The sequence below is a fragment of the Paenibacillus pedocola genome, from assembly GCF_031599675.1.
Classification (GTDB): domain Bacteria; phylum Bacillota; class Bacilli; order Paenibacillales; family Paenibacillaceae; genus Paenibacillus_AQ; species Paenibacillus_AQ pedocola.
This window is the reverse complement of record NZ_CP134223.1, coordinates 6028829-6044001: the sequence shown is the minus strand read 5'-3', so window position 1 is coordinate 6044001 and position 15173 is coordinate 6028829. Positions and strand designations below refer to the sequence as shown.

Below are 15173 nucleotides of genomic sequence, written 5' to 3'. Positions count from 1 at the left end.
GCTTTGAAACACGACTTCTATGTCATGTCGGAATTGCAAAGCATCCGGGAAGCCTTTGCGGAGGCTTCTTCTTTTTTGGACAAAAGCGGGTGCAATGAGCCGCAGCGCAGCAGCCAGCTCCTGCTGGAGCATGTGCTGGGCTTGTCCGGTGCCGCCTATTATATGGCGCTGGCGGATCCTTTTCCCGCTGCGGTAAAGGCGGCCTGGGAGGCCGGAGTGAACCGCCGGGCGGCCGGCGAGCCGGTGCAGTATATCATCGGCGAGCAGGAATTTTACGGCCGGGCGTTCGAAGTGACGCCGGACGTGCTGATTCCGCGGCCGGAGACGGAGCTGCTCGTCGAGGCCATCCTGAAGTACGGCGCTGAGCTGTGGCCGGACGGGCTTGTTCCCGCCGCCGCAGGCGACGCGCGCGGGGCAAGACCGCTGACCGCCGTCGATATCGGCGCCGGCAGCGGTGCGATCTCCGTCACGCTGGCGGCGGAAGCGCCGGCGTGGCGGGTCTCGGCCGGCGACATATCGCCCGGCGCGCTGGCCGTGGCCGGCCGCAACGCGCAGCGGCACGGCGCGGCGGTGGACCTGCGGCTCGGCGACCTGCTCGAGCCGTTTGCGGGGATGGAGACGGATATTGTCGTCTCCAACCCGCCGTATATTCCCGGCGGCGACATCGCCGGGCTGCAGCGCGAGGTGCGCGACCATGAGCCGCGCACGGCGCTGGATGGCGGCGATGACGGGCTGGACCCGTACCGCCGCATGATGGAGCAGCTGCCGCTGCTTCCGGCAGCCCCGCGCCTGGTCGGCTTTGAGCTCGGCCAGGGCCAGGCCGGGCAGGTGGCCGCGCTGCTGCGCGCCGCGGGCCACTGGAACGAGATCGTCACGATCGACGATCTCGCGGGAATTCCCCGCCATGTGCTGGGCATCGCCCGTTAGCGGGTCCCGGTAAGGTCCCCCGCAGTGTTAGACGAATACACTGCGGTGAAATTGTATTTTTGCTGCCCCTTCCTTTACAATAGAATTGACGGGACTTCTACCCTAAGCGTGAACTGGAAGCTCCAGTACTGAGTAAGGAGACAGAATATGCTTCAGAAGATTAAAAAGATTGACGGTGCTATCGTAATTGTCCTATTACTGCTGATGGTCATCAGCATTTTCTCTATATACAGTGTGACCCATGGAAGAGAAGATCTGAACGGGATGCACATCAAGATGATCAAGTTCTATATTCTCGGCATGGTTGCCTTTCTCGGATTGACGTTTATTGATTACCGGCTGATCGTCAAATATGCGCTCTATATCTATATTACCGGGATCGGGATACTGGTCCTGGTCAGCTTTATCGGTAAAACGCAGAACGGCGCCCAGGGCTGGTTGAAGTTCGGCGGATTCAGCCTTCAGCCGGCGGAACTGTTTAAGCTGATTCTGATCCTGTTTCTGGCGGCAGTGCTGGTCCGAAAGAACAAGAACAGGCTGCTTTTCTGGAAGGATGTCGTGCCGCTGGGTCTGCTTACCATACTGCCTTTTCTGATCGTAATCAGTCAAAATGACCTCGGGAATGCGCTCTCCTATATCGTAATTCTGGTGGGTCTGCTGTGGATCGGGAATATTAAATTTTCGCATGCGCTGATTGGTCTGCTGGTCATAGCGAGTACGGCGGCTGCCGGAATAATGAGCTATATACACTATCATGATCAGATCAAGACCTTCCTTACGGATATCGGCCGCTCGCACTGGGTGGAACGGTTTGACCCTTGGCTGGTTCCTGAGGAAGCAACGGCCAAGGCCAGCTATCATACCAAAAATGCCAAGCTGGCGATTGCCTCAGGCGGCATGAGCGGGGAAGGATATATGGAAGGCAGCTCCGTTCAGACGGACCGGGTGCCTTATACGTATTCCGACTCGATCTTTGTGCAGATTGCCGAGGAATTCGGGTTTGTCGGCTCAGCGCTGCTGCTGCTGCTTTATTTTATTCTGATTCACCGGATGATTCTAATTGCCCTGGAATGCAAAGACCGCGGCGGCCCGTTCCTGATAGTCGGCATCGTGGCGATGATTCTGTACCAGATTTTCGAGAACATTGGAGCGTTTATCGGACTCATGCCGCTCACCGGCATCACCCTGCCGTTCATCAGCTTTGGGGGGACCTCGCTCCTGATTAACATGGCGAGCATTGGCCTGGTGATGAGCGTGCGTCTCCACGGACGGGAAGTCGAAGAGAATCTGCCGGCTCCTGCTAGCTATCCCGCAGCTGCGAAACAAGGCTAATACTATGAACGCTTAATAAACCGCCGGCTCCATCTGAGATGGGGACCGGCGGTTTTTCTTTTGCTGCAGGAGGGAATTTATGGACCGATAATAAAAAATTGTATTGGACCCACAGGTTGCTTTAGAATGGGAAATAACGGAATCTTCCAGTTTTGTGTGATTGCGATGGATAAGCCGGTAAGGCAAAATTCGAATACAGTCAGGGGTTCTTCCTATGCTGCAGCGAGTCAAAAAGATAGACGGTGTCATTGTTGTTGTGCTGCTTATGCTGATGGCTGTCAGTATCTTATCGATATACAGTGTGACGCACGGGCGGGATGAAGACGGGATGCACCTGCAGATGATCCGATGGTACGGGCTGGGGTTTGTGGCTTTTTTCGGATTGTCTTTGTTTGATTACCGCCTGCTTGTTAAACTTGCGCTCTACATTTATTTAGGAGGCGTAGGGATTCTGGTGCTTGTGAGTCTTTTCGGGACGGTGAAGTACGGGGCGAAGGGCTGGCTTAGTGTGGGATCCTTCAGTTTTCAGCCTGCCGAACTGTTTAAGCTGGTGCTCATTCTGGCGCTAGCCTCTCTGCTGGTCCGTAAAAATAAAAGCCAGCTCCTCTTTTGGCGCGACATTGTGCCGCTGAGTCTGGTGGCCCTGCTGCCATTCGCGGTGGTCATCAGCCAGAATGACCTGGGCAATGCACTTAGCTATATGGTGATCCTGGTGGGCCTGCTGTGGATCGGCCGGATTAAATGGACCCATGCACTGATTGGCCTGATGATTGCCGGGTTTGCACTCTTGGGCTTCATCTACAGCTATATCCATTATCACGAGCAAGTGACAGATTTTATGAGTACAACCATCGGCCGTGAGCATTTCATCAAACGCTTCGACCCTTGGCTCGTGCCGGAGCTGGCAAGCAGTGATGACAGCTATCAGACGCGCAATGCCAAAATAGCGATCGCCTCGGGCGGAATGAGCGGAGAAGGATATCTGCAGGGCGGATCCGTCCAGTCGAATAAAATTCCGGTGATCTACTCAGATGCGATCTTTGCACAGATTGCGGAAGAGTTCGGGTTCATCGGAGCATCGCTGCTCCTGCTGCTGTTTTTTATTCTCATTCACCGGATGATTCTGATCGCTCTGGAGTGCAAAGACCGGGCAGGCCCGTTTCTGATTATCGGCATCGTGGCTATGCTGCTGTATCAGATCCTTGAGAACATCGGCGCGTACATCGGACTTATGCCGCTGACTGGTATTACACTTCCGTTCATCAGCTACGGAGGCACCTCGGTTGTAATCAATATGGCCAGCATGGGCATTGCCATGAGCGTGCTGCTTTACGGACAGGATGTGGAGGAGGAGCTGCCAGCATCTGCCTTGCATTTCTAATCGGCCCTAAGTCCATTGGCACCTTAGTAAACTTTTAATAGATTGATAGGTTTGCAGTCTCTCTTCTCCGGACATACTGAAGACATAAGAGGTTCAGGGAGAGGGGCTGCTGGAAATGAGATTTATATCGCCGGAAAGACAGGATTCCTTACGGGTAACTTTTAAGTATACTGCTATTTTATTTTCTTTTTTGATGGTGCTTATGATGGTTTGGGAAGGACAAAAGAGTGATGCTGCTGTAGCAGAGGTTACGATTCCGCAGGAATCCATCCGCCTGCGTATTCTGGCGAATTCGGACGGAGCTGCAGACCAGCTGGTCAAACGCCAGATCCGCGATAAAATTGTTGAACAGATGAACCAGTGGGTCTCCGCACTTGAAGATCCGCAGAGCCTGGAGCAGGCACGGGCCTTGATCAGACGTCACTTGCCGGAGCTGAATGAACTCGTTGCCGGAGAACTTCAGAAGAGAGGCATCGGGTATGACTATAAAGTTGAACTGGGCGTAGTTCCATTTCCGACCAAGATGTACGGGGGAATCGTATATCCGGCAGGAGATTATGAGGCTGTGCGCGTTACCCTCGGGGCAGGGAAAGGACAGAATTGGTGGTGCGTGCTTTTCCCGCCGCTCTGCTTCATCGATGCAGGATCCGGTGATGCTGCTGCTAAGGGGACGGATACTGCTTCTGCCGCCGCAGCGGAGGGAACAGGCGGGAAGATAGCTGCTTCAGACAAAGAGACTGTTCAAACTGTTTCTGCCGCAGGGAAAGCTGCGGGCGGAGAAGCAGAGGCTCCCAAGGTACGTTTCTTTCTCTGGGAGATGCTGCAGAATTTGTGGAGCTGGATCAGCGGGTTGTGGGCCTGAGTCACAGTTGAATGATTTGTGATACTGAAATACATTGCGGTTCCACTCGGTGGAGCCGTTTTTACATGGTTGCAGCCTGTAGGCCCGTTATCCTCTCATGTTCAGTCATGATTGCCCACTTGTCCGCATATCGTTGTTGTACAAGACTTTCGGACTTTGGGGGTATGGGCATGGCGGGGGTTTATGCTGGCTGGGGCCAGATTGTAACAATTGCCATTATGGCAATCGCACTCGGGATGGACGCTTTTTCCCTCGGCGTAGGGATCGGGATGAAAGGCATCCGTCTTTTGCATGTGCTGCAGCTCAGCCTGCTGATTGCCTTTTTTCATGTGCTGATGCCGCTGCTCGGCTTGTTTACCGGCAGTTATGTGGGCCACTTGCTTGGACAAGTCACAACTTATGCCGCAGGGGGGCTGCTTCTGCTGCTGGGCGGACATATGGTGTTTAACTCTTTTCGCAGAAATGACAGTGGCAGCCGGTCGATGGATCACGGGACGTTCTGGGGTATGCTGCTTATTTCGCTCAGTGTGAGCGTGGATTCCTTCTCGGTGGGAGTGTCTCTTGGAATGTTTGTGAATAGCATAGTTCTAACGGTGCTGGCGTTTGGGTTATGCGGCGGCATTATGTCCATTACCGGCCTGCTGCTGGGAAGGCGGGTCAGCCGCGGACTGGGCGATTACGGGGAAGCGCTGGGCGGGGCGATTCTTCTGGGGTTTGGCTTGCTGTTCATCTTCTGATACAATAACGGCAAAAGAATTTTAATTTATCCTTTCATGGAGGTGGAAAGCATGCTGCATATTTTATTCGTCTGCACCGGAAATACGTGCCGCAGTCCTATGGCCGAAGGACTTTTGCGGAAGCTCGCGAAGGAGCGGGGAATCGAGCTGGAAGTGCGGTCTGCAGGCGTCTCCGCCATTTCCGGCACTTCCGTATCCAGACATGCCGCAGCCATTCTGCGGGACGAAGGAATCAATGATCATATGAGTTCTACCCAGCTTAGCGCAGATATTGTGAATTGGGCTGATCTGGTGCTGACGCTGACTGGCGGTCATAAACGGCATCTGCTTCAGTATTTCCCGAGCGCAGTCTCTAAGACGCATACGCTCAAAGAATATGTCTATAATGAAGAAGCTGTGAATGGTGATATCAGGGAGCTGGACAGCCTGTATGCAGAAGCAGAGCTGAACCTGGCACTGGGCAAGGAGCCGAAGTCGGCCGATTTGCAGCGGATCATCGAAATCCGGCAGCGGATTCCAAGCTTCGATATTTCGGATCCGTTCGGCGGCTCCCGGGAAGATTATGAACTTACGGCAGCTGAGATCCGTACTGCGCTGTATAGTCTGCTCGACAAGCTGGAGTCCTTGCGCCGTTTGTAAAGATGGTTGATTTTTCACGGGCTATCCTTTAAGATGTAATAAATATTACCCGGTTCCGGTGTAACTGGCGACAAGTGTGGATCAAACCACGATGGAGCACTGGAATAAACGGCCGGTCGCCTGGGCAAAAGAGCACATCCGCAGTTTGCTGCGGACTGCTCTTTTTTGTTTAAAATGTGAGTGTGTATGCGCTGAGGGAGGCGGAAGTGATGGAAGAAGTCATGAAGCAGGACTCTTGGGAAGAACGTGCAGCCGGCGGAATGCCGGAACAAACGGAGGCTCCGGCGGGTGCGGAGCTTTCCCTGGCAGCGGCAACCGCTGCTGTAGTGGCTGAGCTTGCTGAAGCCGGCAAGCTCGGACCGGGCAAAATTCTGGTAGTCGGGGCCAGTACCAGTGAGGTTGCCGGTGTCAGCATCGGCACTGGAGGCGCTCTGGAAGTGGCGCAGCAGCTGCTGCAGGGGATACGCCAGATTGCTGAAGAACGGGGATTTCATACGGTGTACCAGTGCTGCGAGCATTTGAACCGTTCGCTGGTTATGGAACGTTCTCTGCTGGAGTCCCTGGGACTGAGAGAGGTATCGGCTGTACCCGTCCCGGGTGCCGGCGGCTCGATGGCCGCTGCCGCCTACAGCTTCATGGCTGATCCGGTTCTGGCTGAGACCATCGAGGCCCATGCCGGGATCGATATCGGCGAGACGCTGATCGGCATGCATCTGCGCCGGGTTGCAGTACCCTTCCGGCCGAGCCTGCGCTACATCGGCTCCGCCAGAGTGAATGCAGCCTTTAGCAGGCCGCCCCTAATCGGCGGAGAACGCGCTGTATACCGGACGCAAGAGACAAGCGGTTCCAGGCAGTGTGATTGAAGGAAATAGCGGAATTCAGATTGTTAAGAAGTATAAAAACTAAGAGCTATTCAGGGAGGAAATAAGAAATCATGGAACAATTGCGCAAGAGTGACCCGGCAGTACTGGAAGCGATGGGACTGGAGCTGAGCCGTCAGCGTGCCAACATTGAGCTTATTGCTTCGGAGAATATCGTCAGTGAAGCTGTAATGGAAGCCATGGGTTCTGTTCTTACGAATAAATATGCTGAAGGCTATCCGGGCAAACGCTACTATGGCGGCTGTGAAGATGTTGACATCGTAGAGAACCTTGCCCGTGACCGTGCCAAGCAGCTGTTCGGCGCCGATCATGCCAATGTTCAGCCGCATTCCGGTGCTCAGGCGAATATGGCAGTTTATCTGGCCGCACTCAATCCCGGTGATACTGTTCTTGGTATGAACCTTGCTCATGGTGGTCATTTAACGCACGGAAGTCCGGTAAATGCCTCCGGCCTGCTGTATAACTTCGTAGCTTATGGCGTGCAAGAAGATACATTCCTGATTGATTATGATGAAGTGCGCAAAGCGGCGTTCAAACATCGTCCTAAACTGATTGTTGCCGGTGCAAGTGCATACCCGCGGACCATTGATTTTGAAGCGCTGGGTTCGATTGCTAATGATGTTGGTGCGCTGTTCATGGTGGATATGGCACATATCGCCGGTCTGGTTGCTGCCGGTCTTCATCCGAGTCCGGTGCCTCATGCCCATTTCGTGACCACAACGACTCACAAAACTTTGCGCGGACCGCGCGGAGGAATGATTCTGTGCAGACAGCCTTGGGCTGCTGCTATTGATAAGGCGGTATTCCCGGGCTCGCAAGGCGGACCGCTGATGCATGTAATTGCGTCCAAGGCGGTATCGTTTGGCGAAGCACTGCAGCCTTCCTTTAAGACGTATGCCCAAAACGTAGTGAAGAATGCCAAGGTGCTGGCAGAAACGCTGATCGGTGAAGGGGTTAACATTGTTTCTGGCGGCACAGATAACCACCTGATGCTGCTCGATACCCGTAATCTGAACATCACAGGGAAAGATGCAGAAAAGGTACTCGATTCCATCGGCATCACTGTGAACAAAAACGCAATTCCATTCGATCCTACCAGCCCGTTTGTAACGAGCGGCATCCGGATTGGAACACCTGCGGTAACTTCCCGCGGGATGGACGAGCAGGCCATGGTAACCATTGGCCGGATTATCGCAAATGTTCTTAAGAATCCTAAGGATGAAGCGAAATTGGCTGAGGCTGCCCGTGAGGTAGCTGGGTTGACAGAGCAATATCCGATCTACCCGGGCTTGCAGTACTAAAATTCTGCGCGCGTAATTTAATGAAGCTTAATCTGCCTTCGTAGAGACTGTTTCTGGCAGTCTTTGCGGAGGTTTTTTGTTTTTCTCCGGGTAAAAGTTGCATAATGTTCACAAATTAAGTACAAAAAATGTCGAGAAATATTTTGAAATATCCATGAAAGTTCATGGAATTTTCATCAAAATCGGTGAAAAAAGTGTGAAAAGTATTAAAAGTTCAAATCAGTACAAACTAAGGGCAGTTTATAACCAGAGAGATGGATGTGTTTCCTGAAATTTACTATGAGGGCATATTCGATTAAAGTTGCTTTTTCCCAGGCGTTACTTTCCCTTCGGAGGTGAAATACGCACCGGGTGATGATATAATAGACAGGATTTAGCCATGGAAGAAGCAAAAGCGCTTTCTACAGCTAACAAGACTCATAATTACCGGAGGGACAAGAATGGGAAAATTGGTGATTTGCGATCATCCTTTGATTCAGCACAAACTGACATTTATCCGCGATGTGCGGACCAACACGAAAGAGTTCAGAGAACATGTGGATGAAGTGGCTACACTCATGGCCTATGAGATTACACGCGATATTCCGCTGGAGACAATTACTGTGCAGACACCAGTGGCTGAAACACAGAGCAAAGTAATTTCGGGAAGAATGCTGGGTCTGATTCCGATTCTCCGCGCCGGACTTGGAATGCTTGAAGGGGTTCTCAAATTGCTTCCAGCAGCCAAAGTGGGACATGTCGGCCTGTTCCGTGACCCGGATACGCTGCAGCCGGTAGAATACTACATTAAGCTTCCTACGGATGTGCAGGAGCGTGAGCTGATCGTTATCGATCCGATGCTGGCAACCGGGGGTTCGGCCATTGCGGCAATCACCTCGCTGAAGAACCGCGGATGCACCCAGATTAAGATGATGAACCTGATAGCTGCTCCTGAAGGTGTTGCTGCTGTACAAGCTGCTCACCCTGATGTGGACATTTATGTGGCTGCGCTTGATGATCATCTGAACGATCATGGATATATCGTTCCGGGACTTGGCGATGCGGGAGACCGTTTATACGGAACCAAGTAATTAGCGGCATAGTATTATAGAACAAACTCATAGATTGCTTATCTAGTAGAAGAGAGGTTAGGGGTTTATGTCCAAAATTAAAGTGATGACGATTTTCGGAGTGCGCCCTGAGGCGATCAAAATGGCGCCGCTGGTGCTCGAGCTGAACAGACACCCTGAGCATATTGAATCCGTTGTATGCGTAACCGCGCAACACCGTGAATTGCTGGACCAGGTGCTGGAAGTTTTCAAGATCGTTCCCGACTATGATCTGGACGTGATGAAGGACCGCCAGACGCTGAATGAAATCTCGATACGCGTGCTGGAGGGGCTGGAACCTGTACTTCGTGAAGCTAAGCCTGATCTGGTGCTGGTGCACGGGGATACGCTGACGACTTTCCTGGCCAGCTATGCCTCCTTCCTGCAGCAAATTCAGGTAGGACATGTAGAAGCAGGACTTCGGACCTGGAACAAACTTTCCCCATATCCTGAGGAAATGAACCGCCAGCTGACAGGAGTTTTGGCAGATTTGCATTTTGCTCCAACCGATTGGTCAGCCGGCAATTTGAGACACGAGAACAAAAAAGAGTCAAGTATCTATATCACAGGCAACACCGTAACCGATGTGTTTCAATATACCGTACAGCCGGATTACCGGCATCCTGTATTGGATTTTGCAGCAGGAAAAAGACTCATTTTAATGACGGCGCACCGCAGAGAGTCTCAAGGCGAACCGCACCGTCATATTTTCCGTGCTGTCAAAAGAATCGCTGATGAATTTGAAGATGTAGCCATTGTTTATCCCGTGCATCCTAGTCCTGCAGTTAAGGAACCGGCTCATGAGATTCTGGGCGGGCATCCGAGAATTAAGCTGATTGATCCGCTGGATGTTGTTGACCTGCACAATTTTTATCCGCATACCCATCTGATATTGACCGATTCCGGCGGCCTGCAGGAGGAAGCTCCCTCCTTTGGAGTTCCTGTGCTTGTGCTGCGTGATACAACCGAGCGCCCGGAAGGGATCGAGGCCGGAACATTGGAGTTAGTGGGGACGGACGAGGAGAAGGTGTATCAACGGACACATGCTCTGCTGACTGACCAGGATTTGTATCAGTCGATGAGTCGGGCCGCCAACCCGTATGGAGACGGCAAAGCCTCCGAGAGAATTGTCAATGCGATTTTACACCATTTCGGAGCCGTTGAAGAACGTCCGGAGGAATTTCACAGAATGTTCACAAAGTGAACGTTGAGGCTGTGAAATGATATTTTGAAATGACCAAAATCAACATACAGTAAAACTGTACGGTTTATATGGTTTTGGAATGTTTTGCTGTGATTATTTTCATACTTTCATCCGAAAAACCCCCGATTTTCGCTGGATTGACAAACTCTTGTAACATTCAGTAAAATGAATGGGACTTCTAAGGATGTGTTCAAATGAAGGGTCCTGAACCCCCCTCAGATCCGCAGAAACAAACGGGAAAAGCACTCAAAGCCATGAGTCTCGTCAGTGCCGTCGGCATTGATTTGGCCGCCTTTACTTTAGGGGGCTATTTCTTGGGGAAATGGCTTGACAGCAAGTGGAACAGCTCCGGAATTGGAGTGGCGCTGGGTGTCGTTTTGGGTGTTCTGTGTGGAATAACAGGTATCGTCTTCATTATTAAAGCTGTCATGGAGGAAAGTGATGGATGATTTGTCCCGGTACCGCAAGGTATTGGCGTTGGCAACACTTTGCTTCGTGGTTGTTTGCGTTCTGGCTGCGGCTTTATCCCCGGATGTCCGGAGTATAGCTTTGGGTTTGGCGCTTGGCGGAGCGATTGGCTGCATCAATGTGACCTACCTCGGCTATAAAGTCCGGCAAGTGGCGGATACCATGGCTGGCGAAGGCAAGAGGCGTGTAAGCCTGGGGTTTCTGACCCGTGCTGCACTGAGTCTCTTAGGTGTAATGGTAGCCTTTAAAGCGCCGCAGGTTTTCAATATGATTGCGGTGGCTGGTGGTTTGCTCTTGGCTCCAATTCTTCTTATTATAATAGGGATTGGGTTTTCGCGTAGAGAAAGATAAAGGCTGCAACGGAGAAAGGGGTGAGAAACATGCATAAATCACCAGTTATTATGCTAGGCGGCTTACATATCGACCTTTCTATCGTGCTCATGCTATTAGTGACTTGTACCATTTGTTTAGTACTCGGACTTCTAGCTACGCGCAACTTGTCGGTCGAGAATCCCGGTAAGCTGCAGAATTTCCTGGAGTGGGCGGTTGAATTCGTTCAAGGACTGATTTCCAGCACGATGGATTTGAAGAAGGGCAAACCTTTTCTTTCTTTGGGTCTTGCGCTGATTATGTTCCTGTTTGTAGGTAACTTGCTCGGACTTCCGCTCGGTGTGGTTACGGATTATCATGATGCGGAACACGCCAAGATTTTTGGCAAGCAAATCGAGCCGGTCGTGAAGGAGCTTGATAAGCTTCACGCAGCTGCAGATCCTGCTTCCCATGAAGAAATCGAAGTGGGGGTTGCCTGGTGGAAATCACCGACAGCCGATCCAGCCGTTGCTATGGGGCTTGCGGTAATGATCTTCCTGCTGTCGCACATTCTGGGGATTACCCGCAACACCAAAAATTACTTCAAACACTATTTCGAGCCTTACCCGTTCTTCTTCCCAATCAATCTGATTGAGCAGGTGTCGAAGCTTTTGACACACGGTATGCGTCTATTCGGTAATATCTTTGCCGGAGAAGTACTGATATCGGTTATCCTCAAATTGGCTGCGCTTGGTGTAGGAGGCTGGATTGCTTCAGTGCTCGGCTTGATTGTGTGGCAAGGCTTCAGTTTGTTCATCGGTACTATTCAGGCGTTCATCTTCGTTATGCTGACCATGGTGTATTTCTCGCAAATGCTGGAAACCCACGACGAGCACTAACTTAGACAGCCGCAAAGAGTTAAGATTTATGCCAAGGGTGAAGCATACTTCAGGTTTGGCTCATTAATACACACTAAAACATATCTTTGAGGAGGATTTACACAATGGGAGTTATGGCTTATTTGGCAGCTGCAATTGCAGTAGGTTTGGGAGCGCTTGGTGCCGGTATTGGTAACGGTCTGATTGTCAGCAAAACAGTAGAAGGTATCGCCCGTCAACCGGAAGCGAAATCCACTCTTCAGACTACAATGTTCATCGGGGTCGCACTGGTAGAAGCCCTGCCGATCATCGGTGTAGTACTTGCTTTCATGTTCTACGTTGGAGCTTAAGATTTACAAATGTTTGGCGGGGAAGGCAACAGCCCTCCGCGCCTTCTTTTTAGACTATAAGAATGAATAAGTTTTCACCTTGAACGTGCAACGGAAAGGAGTGTCTAACATTGTCTTTTGTATGGGAATCTTCCGTGTTGGCTATCATTGCCTTCGGGATTTTATACTTTTTGCTGAACAAGTACGCTTTCGGGCCGCTGTTTTCCGTTATGGAAAAACGGCGTGAACTTGTGCTGCAGCAAATGGATGAAGCGTCCAAAACCAGAGAACAGGCTGTTTCTTATGTAGAAGAACAGAAGCAGGCTCTGCAGCAGGCGCGCCAGGAGGCACATAACATCATTCAACAATCGCAGGCTACGAGTAGCAATCAGGTTGACCGTATTCTGGAGCAGGCCAAGGCAGAAGCTAACCGTCTTAAGGACGAGGCTGTCCGCGATATTGAAAGTGAGAAAAACAAGGCAGTGGAAGCACTGCGCAGCGAGCTGGGAACAGCATCGGTTCGAATCGCTTCCAAGCTGCTTGAAAAAGAAGTTAAGGCTGACGGCGAACAGGAACAGCTTGTTGATCAATACCTCAAAGAGGTAGGAGGCCGATCATGAGCCGCGATACGGTAGTTGCCAAACGATATGCCAAAGCTCTGTACAGTGCAGCGGTGGAAAAAGGCATTACACTTGAAGTGGAAGAACAGCTTAAAATGGTAGTTGAGGTGCTTCATCTCGACCTGGAAGTGAGACGGTTTATTCTTGCACCGCGGATCTCACAATCCGATAAGCTGAATGTACTGCGTACAGCGCTTCAGGGTAAAGTCTCTCCGACGGTGATGAACACGGTAGAGCTGCTGGTAGAGCGGGGCAGAACCGATATTTTTGCTGATCTGCTGGAAACGTACATCAAAATAGAAGGAGACGCCCTCGGCATTGGAGATGCAACCGTGTACTCCACATATGCCCTGAGTCAAGAAGAGCAGGACAGTGTTGCCGCAGAATTCAGCCAGCTGACGAACCGCAAAATCCGGGTTACGAATCTGATTGATAAAAGCCTGCTGGGCGGATTGAAGGTCGTGATCGGCGATACGCTGTATGACGGCAGTCTTTCCGGTAAGCTTGCACGTCTCGAGAAATCTTTTAACGATAAGCATAGAAGATAGGGGTGAGGATATTGGGCATCAGACCTGAAGAGATCAGCACTTTGATCAAAAGTCAAATTGAGCAATATAAAACCGATATCGAAGTGGCCGAAATTGGCACCGTCATTCAAGTCGGAGACGGTATCGCCCGTGTCTACGGTCTGGAAAACGCGATGGCAGGCGAATTGCTGGAGTTCTCCAACGGAGTAGTAGGCATGGCGCTCAACCTGGAAGAAAGCAACGTCGGTGTTGTTATCCTGGGTGAGTACAAGGAAATTCGTGAAGGTGATCAAGTAAAACGTACAGGACAAATCATGCAGGTTCCGGTTGGCGATGCTATGCTGGGCCGTGTAGTGAATGCACTCGGACAGCCGCTCGACGGCAAAGGTCCAATTGCAACCACTGAATTCCGTCCTGTGGAACATAACGCTCCAGGCGTTATCGACCGCAAATCGGTACATGAGCCGATGCAGACCGGCCTCAAAGCGATTGATGCGATGGTGCCGATCGGCCGCGGACAACGTGAGCTTATCATCGGTGACCGTCAGACCGGTAAAACGGCTATCGCAATCGATGCCATCATCAACCAAAAAGGCAATGGCATGAAATGTATCTATGTTGCCATCGGCCAGAAACAATCGACAGTAGCACAGGTTGTTGAAACTCTCCGCCGCCACGGCGCACTGGAGTATACAATCGTTGTAACCGCTTCGGCATCCGAGCCGTCTCCGCTGCTGTATATCGCTCCATACGCAGGCTGCGCAATGGGCGAATACTTCATGTACAAAGGCGAGCATGTCCTCGTCATTTATGATGACCTTTCGAAGCAAGCATCCGCTTACCGTGAATTGTCCCTGCTGCTCCGCCGTCCACCGGGCCGCGAAGCGTTCCCTGGTGACGTATTCTATCTACACTCCCGTCTTTTGGAGCGTGCGGCTAAGCTTAGCGATGAGCTTGGTGGAGGTTCATTAACCGCGCTGCCATTTATCGAAACACAGGCATCTGACGTATCGGCTTACATTCCTACGAACGTAATCTCGATTACCGACGGCCAGATCTTCCTGGAATCCGACCTGTTCTATTCCGGTCAGCGTCCGGCGATCAACGTCGGTATCTCCGTATCCCGTGTAGGCGGTTCCGCGCAGATCAAAGCAATGAAGAAGGTTGCCGGCTCACTCCGTCTGGATTTGGCCCAATACCGCGAACTTCAGGCGTTCTCCCAGTTTGGTTCCGATCTGGATAAATCTACGCAAGCCCGTCTGAACCGCGGTGCGCGTATGATGGAAATTCTTAAGCAGGGTGTTAACCAGCCGCTGTCTGTAGAACACCAGGTAATCAGCTTGTATACAGCTGTCAAAGGCCATCTGGATGATATCCCTGTCAAAGACGTAAGACGTTTTGAGAAGGAATTCCTGGCTTTTGTGGACACCAGCGCTGCCGGAATCGTTAAATCCATCACGGATACTAAAGATTTGACTGCAGATAACGAAGCTGCGCTCAAAGAAGCTATTGATAAATTCAAAAAAGGCTTTGCGACGAGCTAATCGTTATACACATACAAAGTTAGTCTGAACCGGAGCTTTGGCACTGCCAAAGCTTTGGGATATGCTTACGAAGATAGCTTTGACTTCGTCAAAGCTCAGTATATGCTTACGAGGTCAGCTTTGACTTCGTCAAAGCTCTAAGGTGG

The 15173-nt window shown here is 51.4% G+C and carries 17 protein-coding genes and 1 riboswitch; all 17 genes read left to right on the top strand.

The window, feature by feature from the left end; translation table 11 throughout:
* Nucleotides 1–3: 3 nt before the first annotated feature.
* The 17 genes from prmC (at nt 4) to atpA (ending at nt 15027) form a co-directional block, all read left to right on the top strand.
* The gene (prmC, locus tag QU597_RS26870; protein ID WP_310830543.1) at nt 4–927 is read left to right on the top strand and encodes a peptide chain release factor N(5)-glutamine methyltransferase; all 924 of its coding nucleotides are present in this window, start codon (nt 4–6) and stop codon (nt 925–927) included.
* A 147-nt stretch (nt 928–1074) separates the two neighbouring features.
* A complete protein-coding gene (locus QU597_RS26865; protein ID WP_310830542.1) occupies nt 1075–2259 on the top strand; it encodes an FtsW/RodA/SpoVE family cell cycle protein in 1185 nt (394 codons plus the stop codon).
* Nucleotides 2260–2473: 214 nt separating this feature from the next.
* Nucleotides 2474–3640, top strand: coding sequence for an FtsW/RodA/SpoVE family cell cycle protein (locus QU597_RS26860; protein ID WP_310830541.1), 1167 nt, complete (start codon nt 2474–2476; stop codon nt 3638–3640).
* Nucleotides 3641–3755: 115 nt separating this feature from the next.
* Nucleotides 3756–4502: a stage II sporulation protein R gene (spoIIR, locus tag QU597_RS26855; protein ID WP_310830540.1), complete on the top strand. Its 747-nt coding sequence runs from the start codon at nt 3756–3758 to the stop codon at nt 4500–4502.
* A 170-nt stretch (nt 4503–4672) separates the two neighbouring features.
* On the top strand, nt 4673–5239 hold the full coding sequence (locus QU597_RS26850) for a manganese efflux pump MntP (protein WP_370656219.1): 567 nt from the start codon (nt 4673–4675) through the stop codon (nt 5237–5239).
* Nucleotides 5240–5290: 51 nt separating this feature from the next.
* The gene (locus QU597_RS26845) at nt 5291–5878 is read left to right on the top strand and encodes a low molecular weight protein arginine phosphatase (protein WP_310830538.1); all 588 of its coding nucleotides are present in this window, start codon (nt 5291–5293) and stop codon (nt 5876–5878) included.
* Nucleotides 5879–5928: 50 nt separating this feature from the next.
* Nucleotides 5929–6011: riboswitch (ZMP/ZTP riboswitch) on the top strand.
* A 127-nt stretch (nt 6012–6138) separates the two neighbouring features.
* Complete coding sequence (locus QU597_RS26840; protein ID WP_310833421.1) at nt 6139–6741, top strand: TIGR01440 family protein; 603 nt, start codon at nt 6139–6141, stop codon at nt 6739–6741.
* A 68-nt stretch (nt 6742–6809) separates the two neighbouring features.
* A complete protein-coding gene (gene glyA, locus QU597_RS26835; RefSeq protein ID WP_310833420.1) occupies nt 6810–8060 on the top strand; it encodes a serine hydroxymethyltransferase in 1251 nt (416 codons plus the stop codon).
* Between the two features lie 440 nt (nt 8061–8500).
* Nucleotides 8501–9130: a uracil phosphoribosyltransferase gene (gene upp / locus QU597_RS26830; RefSeq protein ID WP_036699222.1), complete on the top strand. Its 630-nt coding sequence runs from the start codon at nt 8501–8503 to the stop codon at nt 9128–9130.
* 67 nt (nt 9131–9197) lie between these two features.
* Entirely contained in the window at nt 9198–10352 is a 1155-nt protein-coding gene (wecB, locus tag QU597_RS26825) for a non-hydrolyzing UDP-N-acetylglucosamine 2-epimerase (protein ID WP_206102298.1), read from the top strand.
* Nucleotides 10353–10546: 194 nt separating this feature from the next.
* Nucleotides 10547–10801 carry an AtpZ/AtpI family protein gene (locus tag QU597_RS26820; RefSeq protein ID WP_206102297.1) on the top strand — a complete coding sequence of 85 codons (255 nt, stop codon included), beginning with the start codon at nt 10547–10549 and terminating at the stop codon, nt 10799–10801.
* Nucleotides 10794–11171 carry an ATP synthase subunit I gene (locus QU597_RS26815; protein WP_310830537.1) on the top strand — a complete coding sequence of 126 codons (378 nt, stop codon included), beginning with the start codon at nt 10794–10796 and terminating at the stop codon, nt 11169–11171. The genes QU597_RS26820 and QU597_RS26815 overlap by 8 nt, the downstream gene beginning before the upstream one ends.
* Nucleotides 11172–11200: 29 nt before the next feature.
* Nucleotides 11201–12028 (top strand): F0F1 ATP synthase subunit A, encoded by an 828-nt coding sequence (gene atpB, locus QU597_RS26810; protein WP_310830535.1) that lies wholly within the window; start codon nt 11201–11203, stop codon nt 12026–12028.
* 104 nt (nt 12029–12132) lie between these two features.
* Complete coding sequence (gene atpE, locus QU597_RS26805) at nt 12133–12357, top strand: F0F1 ATP synthase subunit C (protein WP_025709067.1); 225 nt, start codon at nt 12133–12135, stop codon at nt 12355–12357.
* A 110-nt stretch (nt 12358–12467) separates the two neighbouring features.
* Nucleotides 12468–12956, top strand: coding sequence for a F0F1 ATP synthase subunit B (gene atpF / locus QU597_RS26800; RefSeq protein WP_206102294.1), 489 nt, complete (start codon nt 12468–12470; stop codon nt 12954–12956).
* Nucleotides 12953–13504: a F0F1 ATP synthase subunit delta gene (locus tag QU597_RS26795; RefSeq protein ID WP_206102293.1), complete on the top strand. Its 552-nt coding sequence runs from the start codon at nt 12953–12955 to the stop codon at nt 13502–13504. The genes atpF and QU597_RS26795 overlap by 4 nt, the downstream gene beginning before the upstream one ends.
* Nucleotides 13505–13515: 11 nt before the next feature.
* Complete coding sequence (gene atpA / locus QU597_RS26790; protein WP_310830534.1) at nt 13516–15027, top strand: F0F1 ATP synthase subunit alpha; 1512 nt, start codon at nt 13516–13518, stop codon at nt 15025–15027.
* Nucleotides 15028–15173 lie beyond the last annotated feature (146 nt).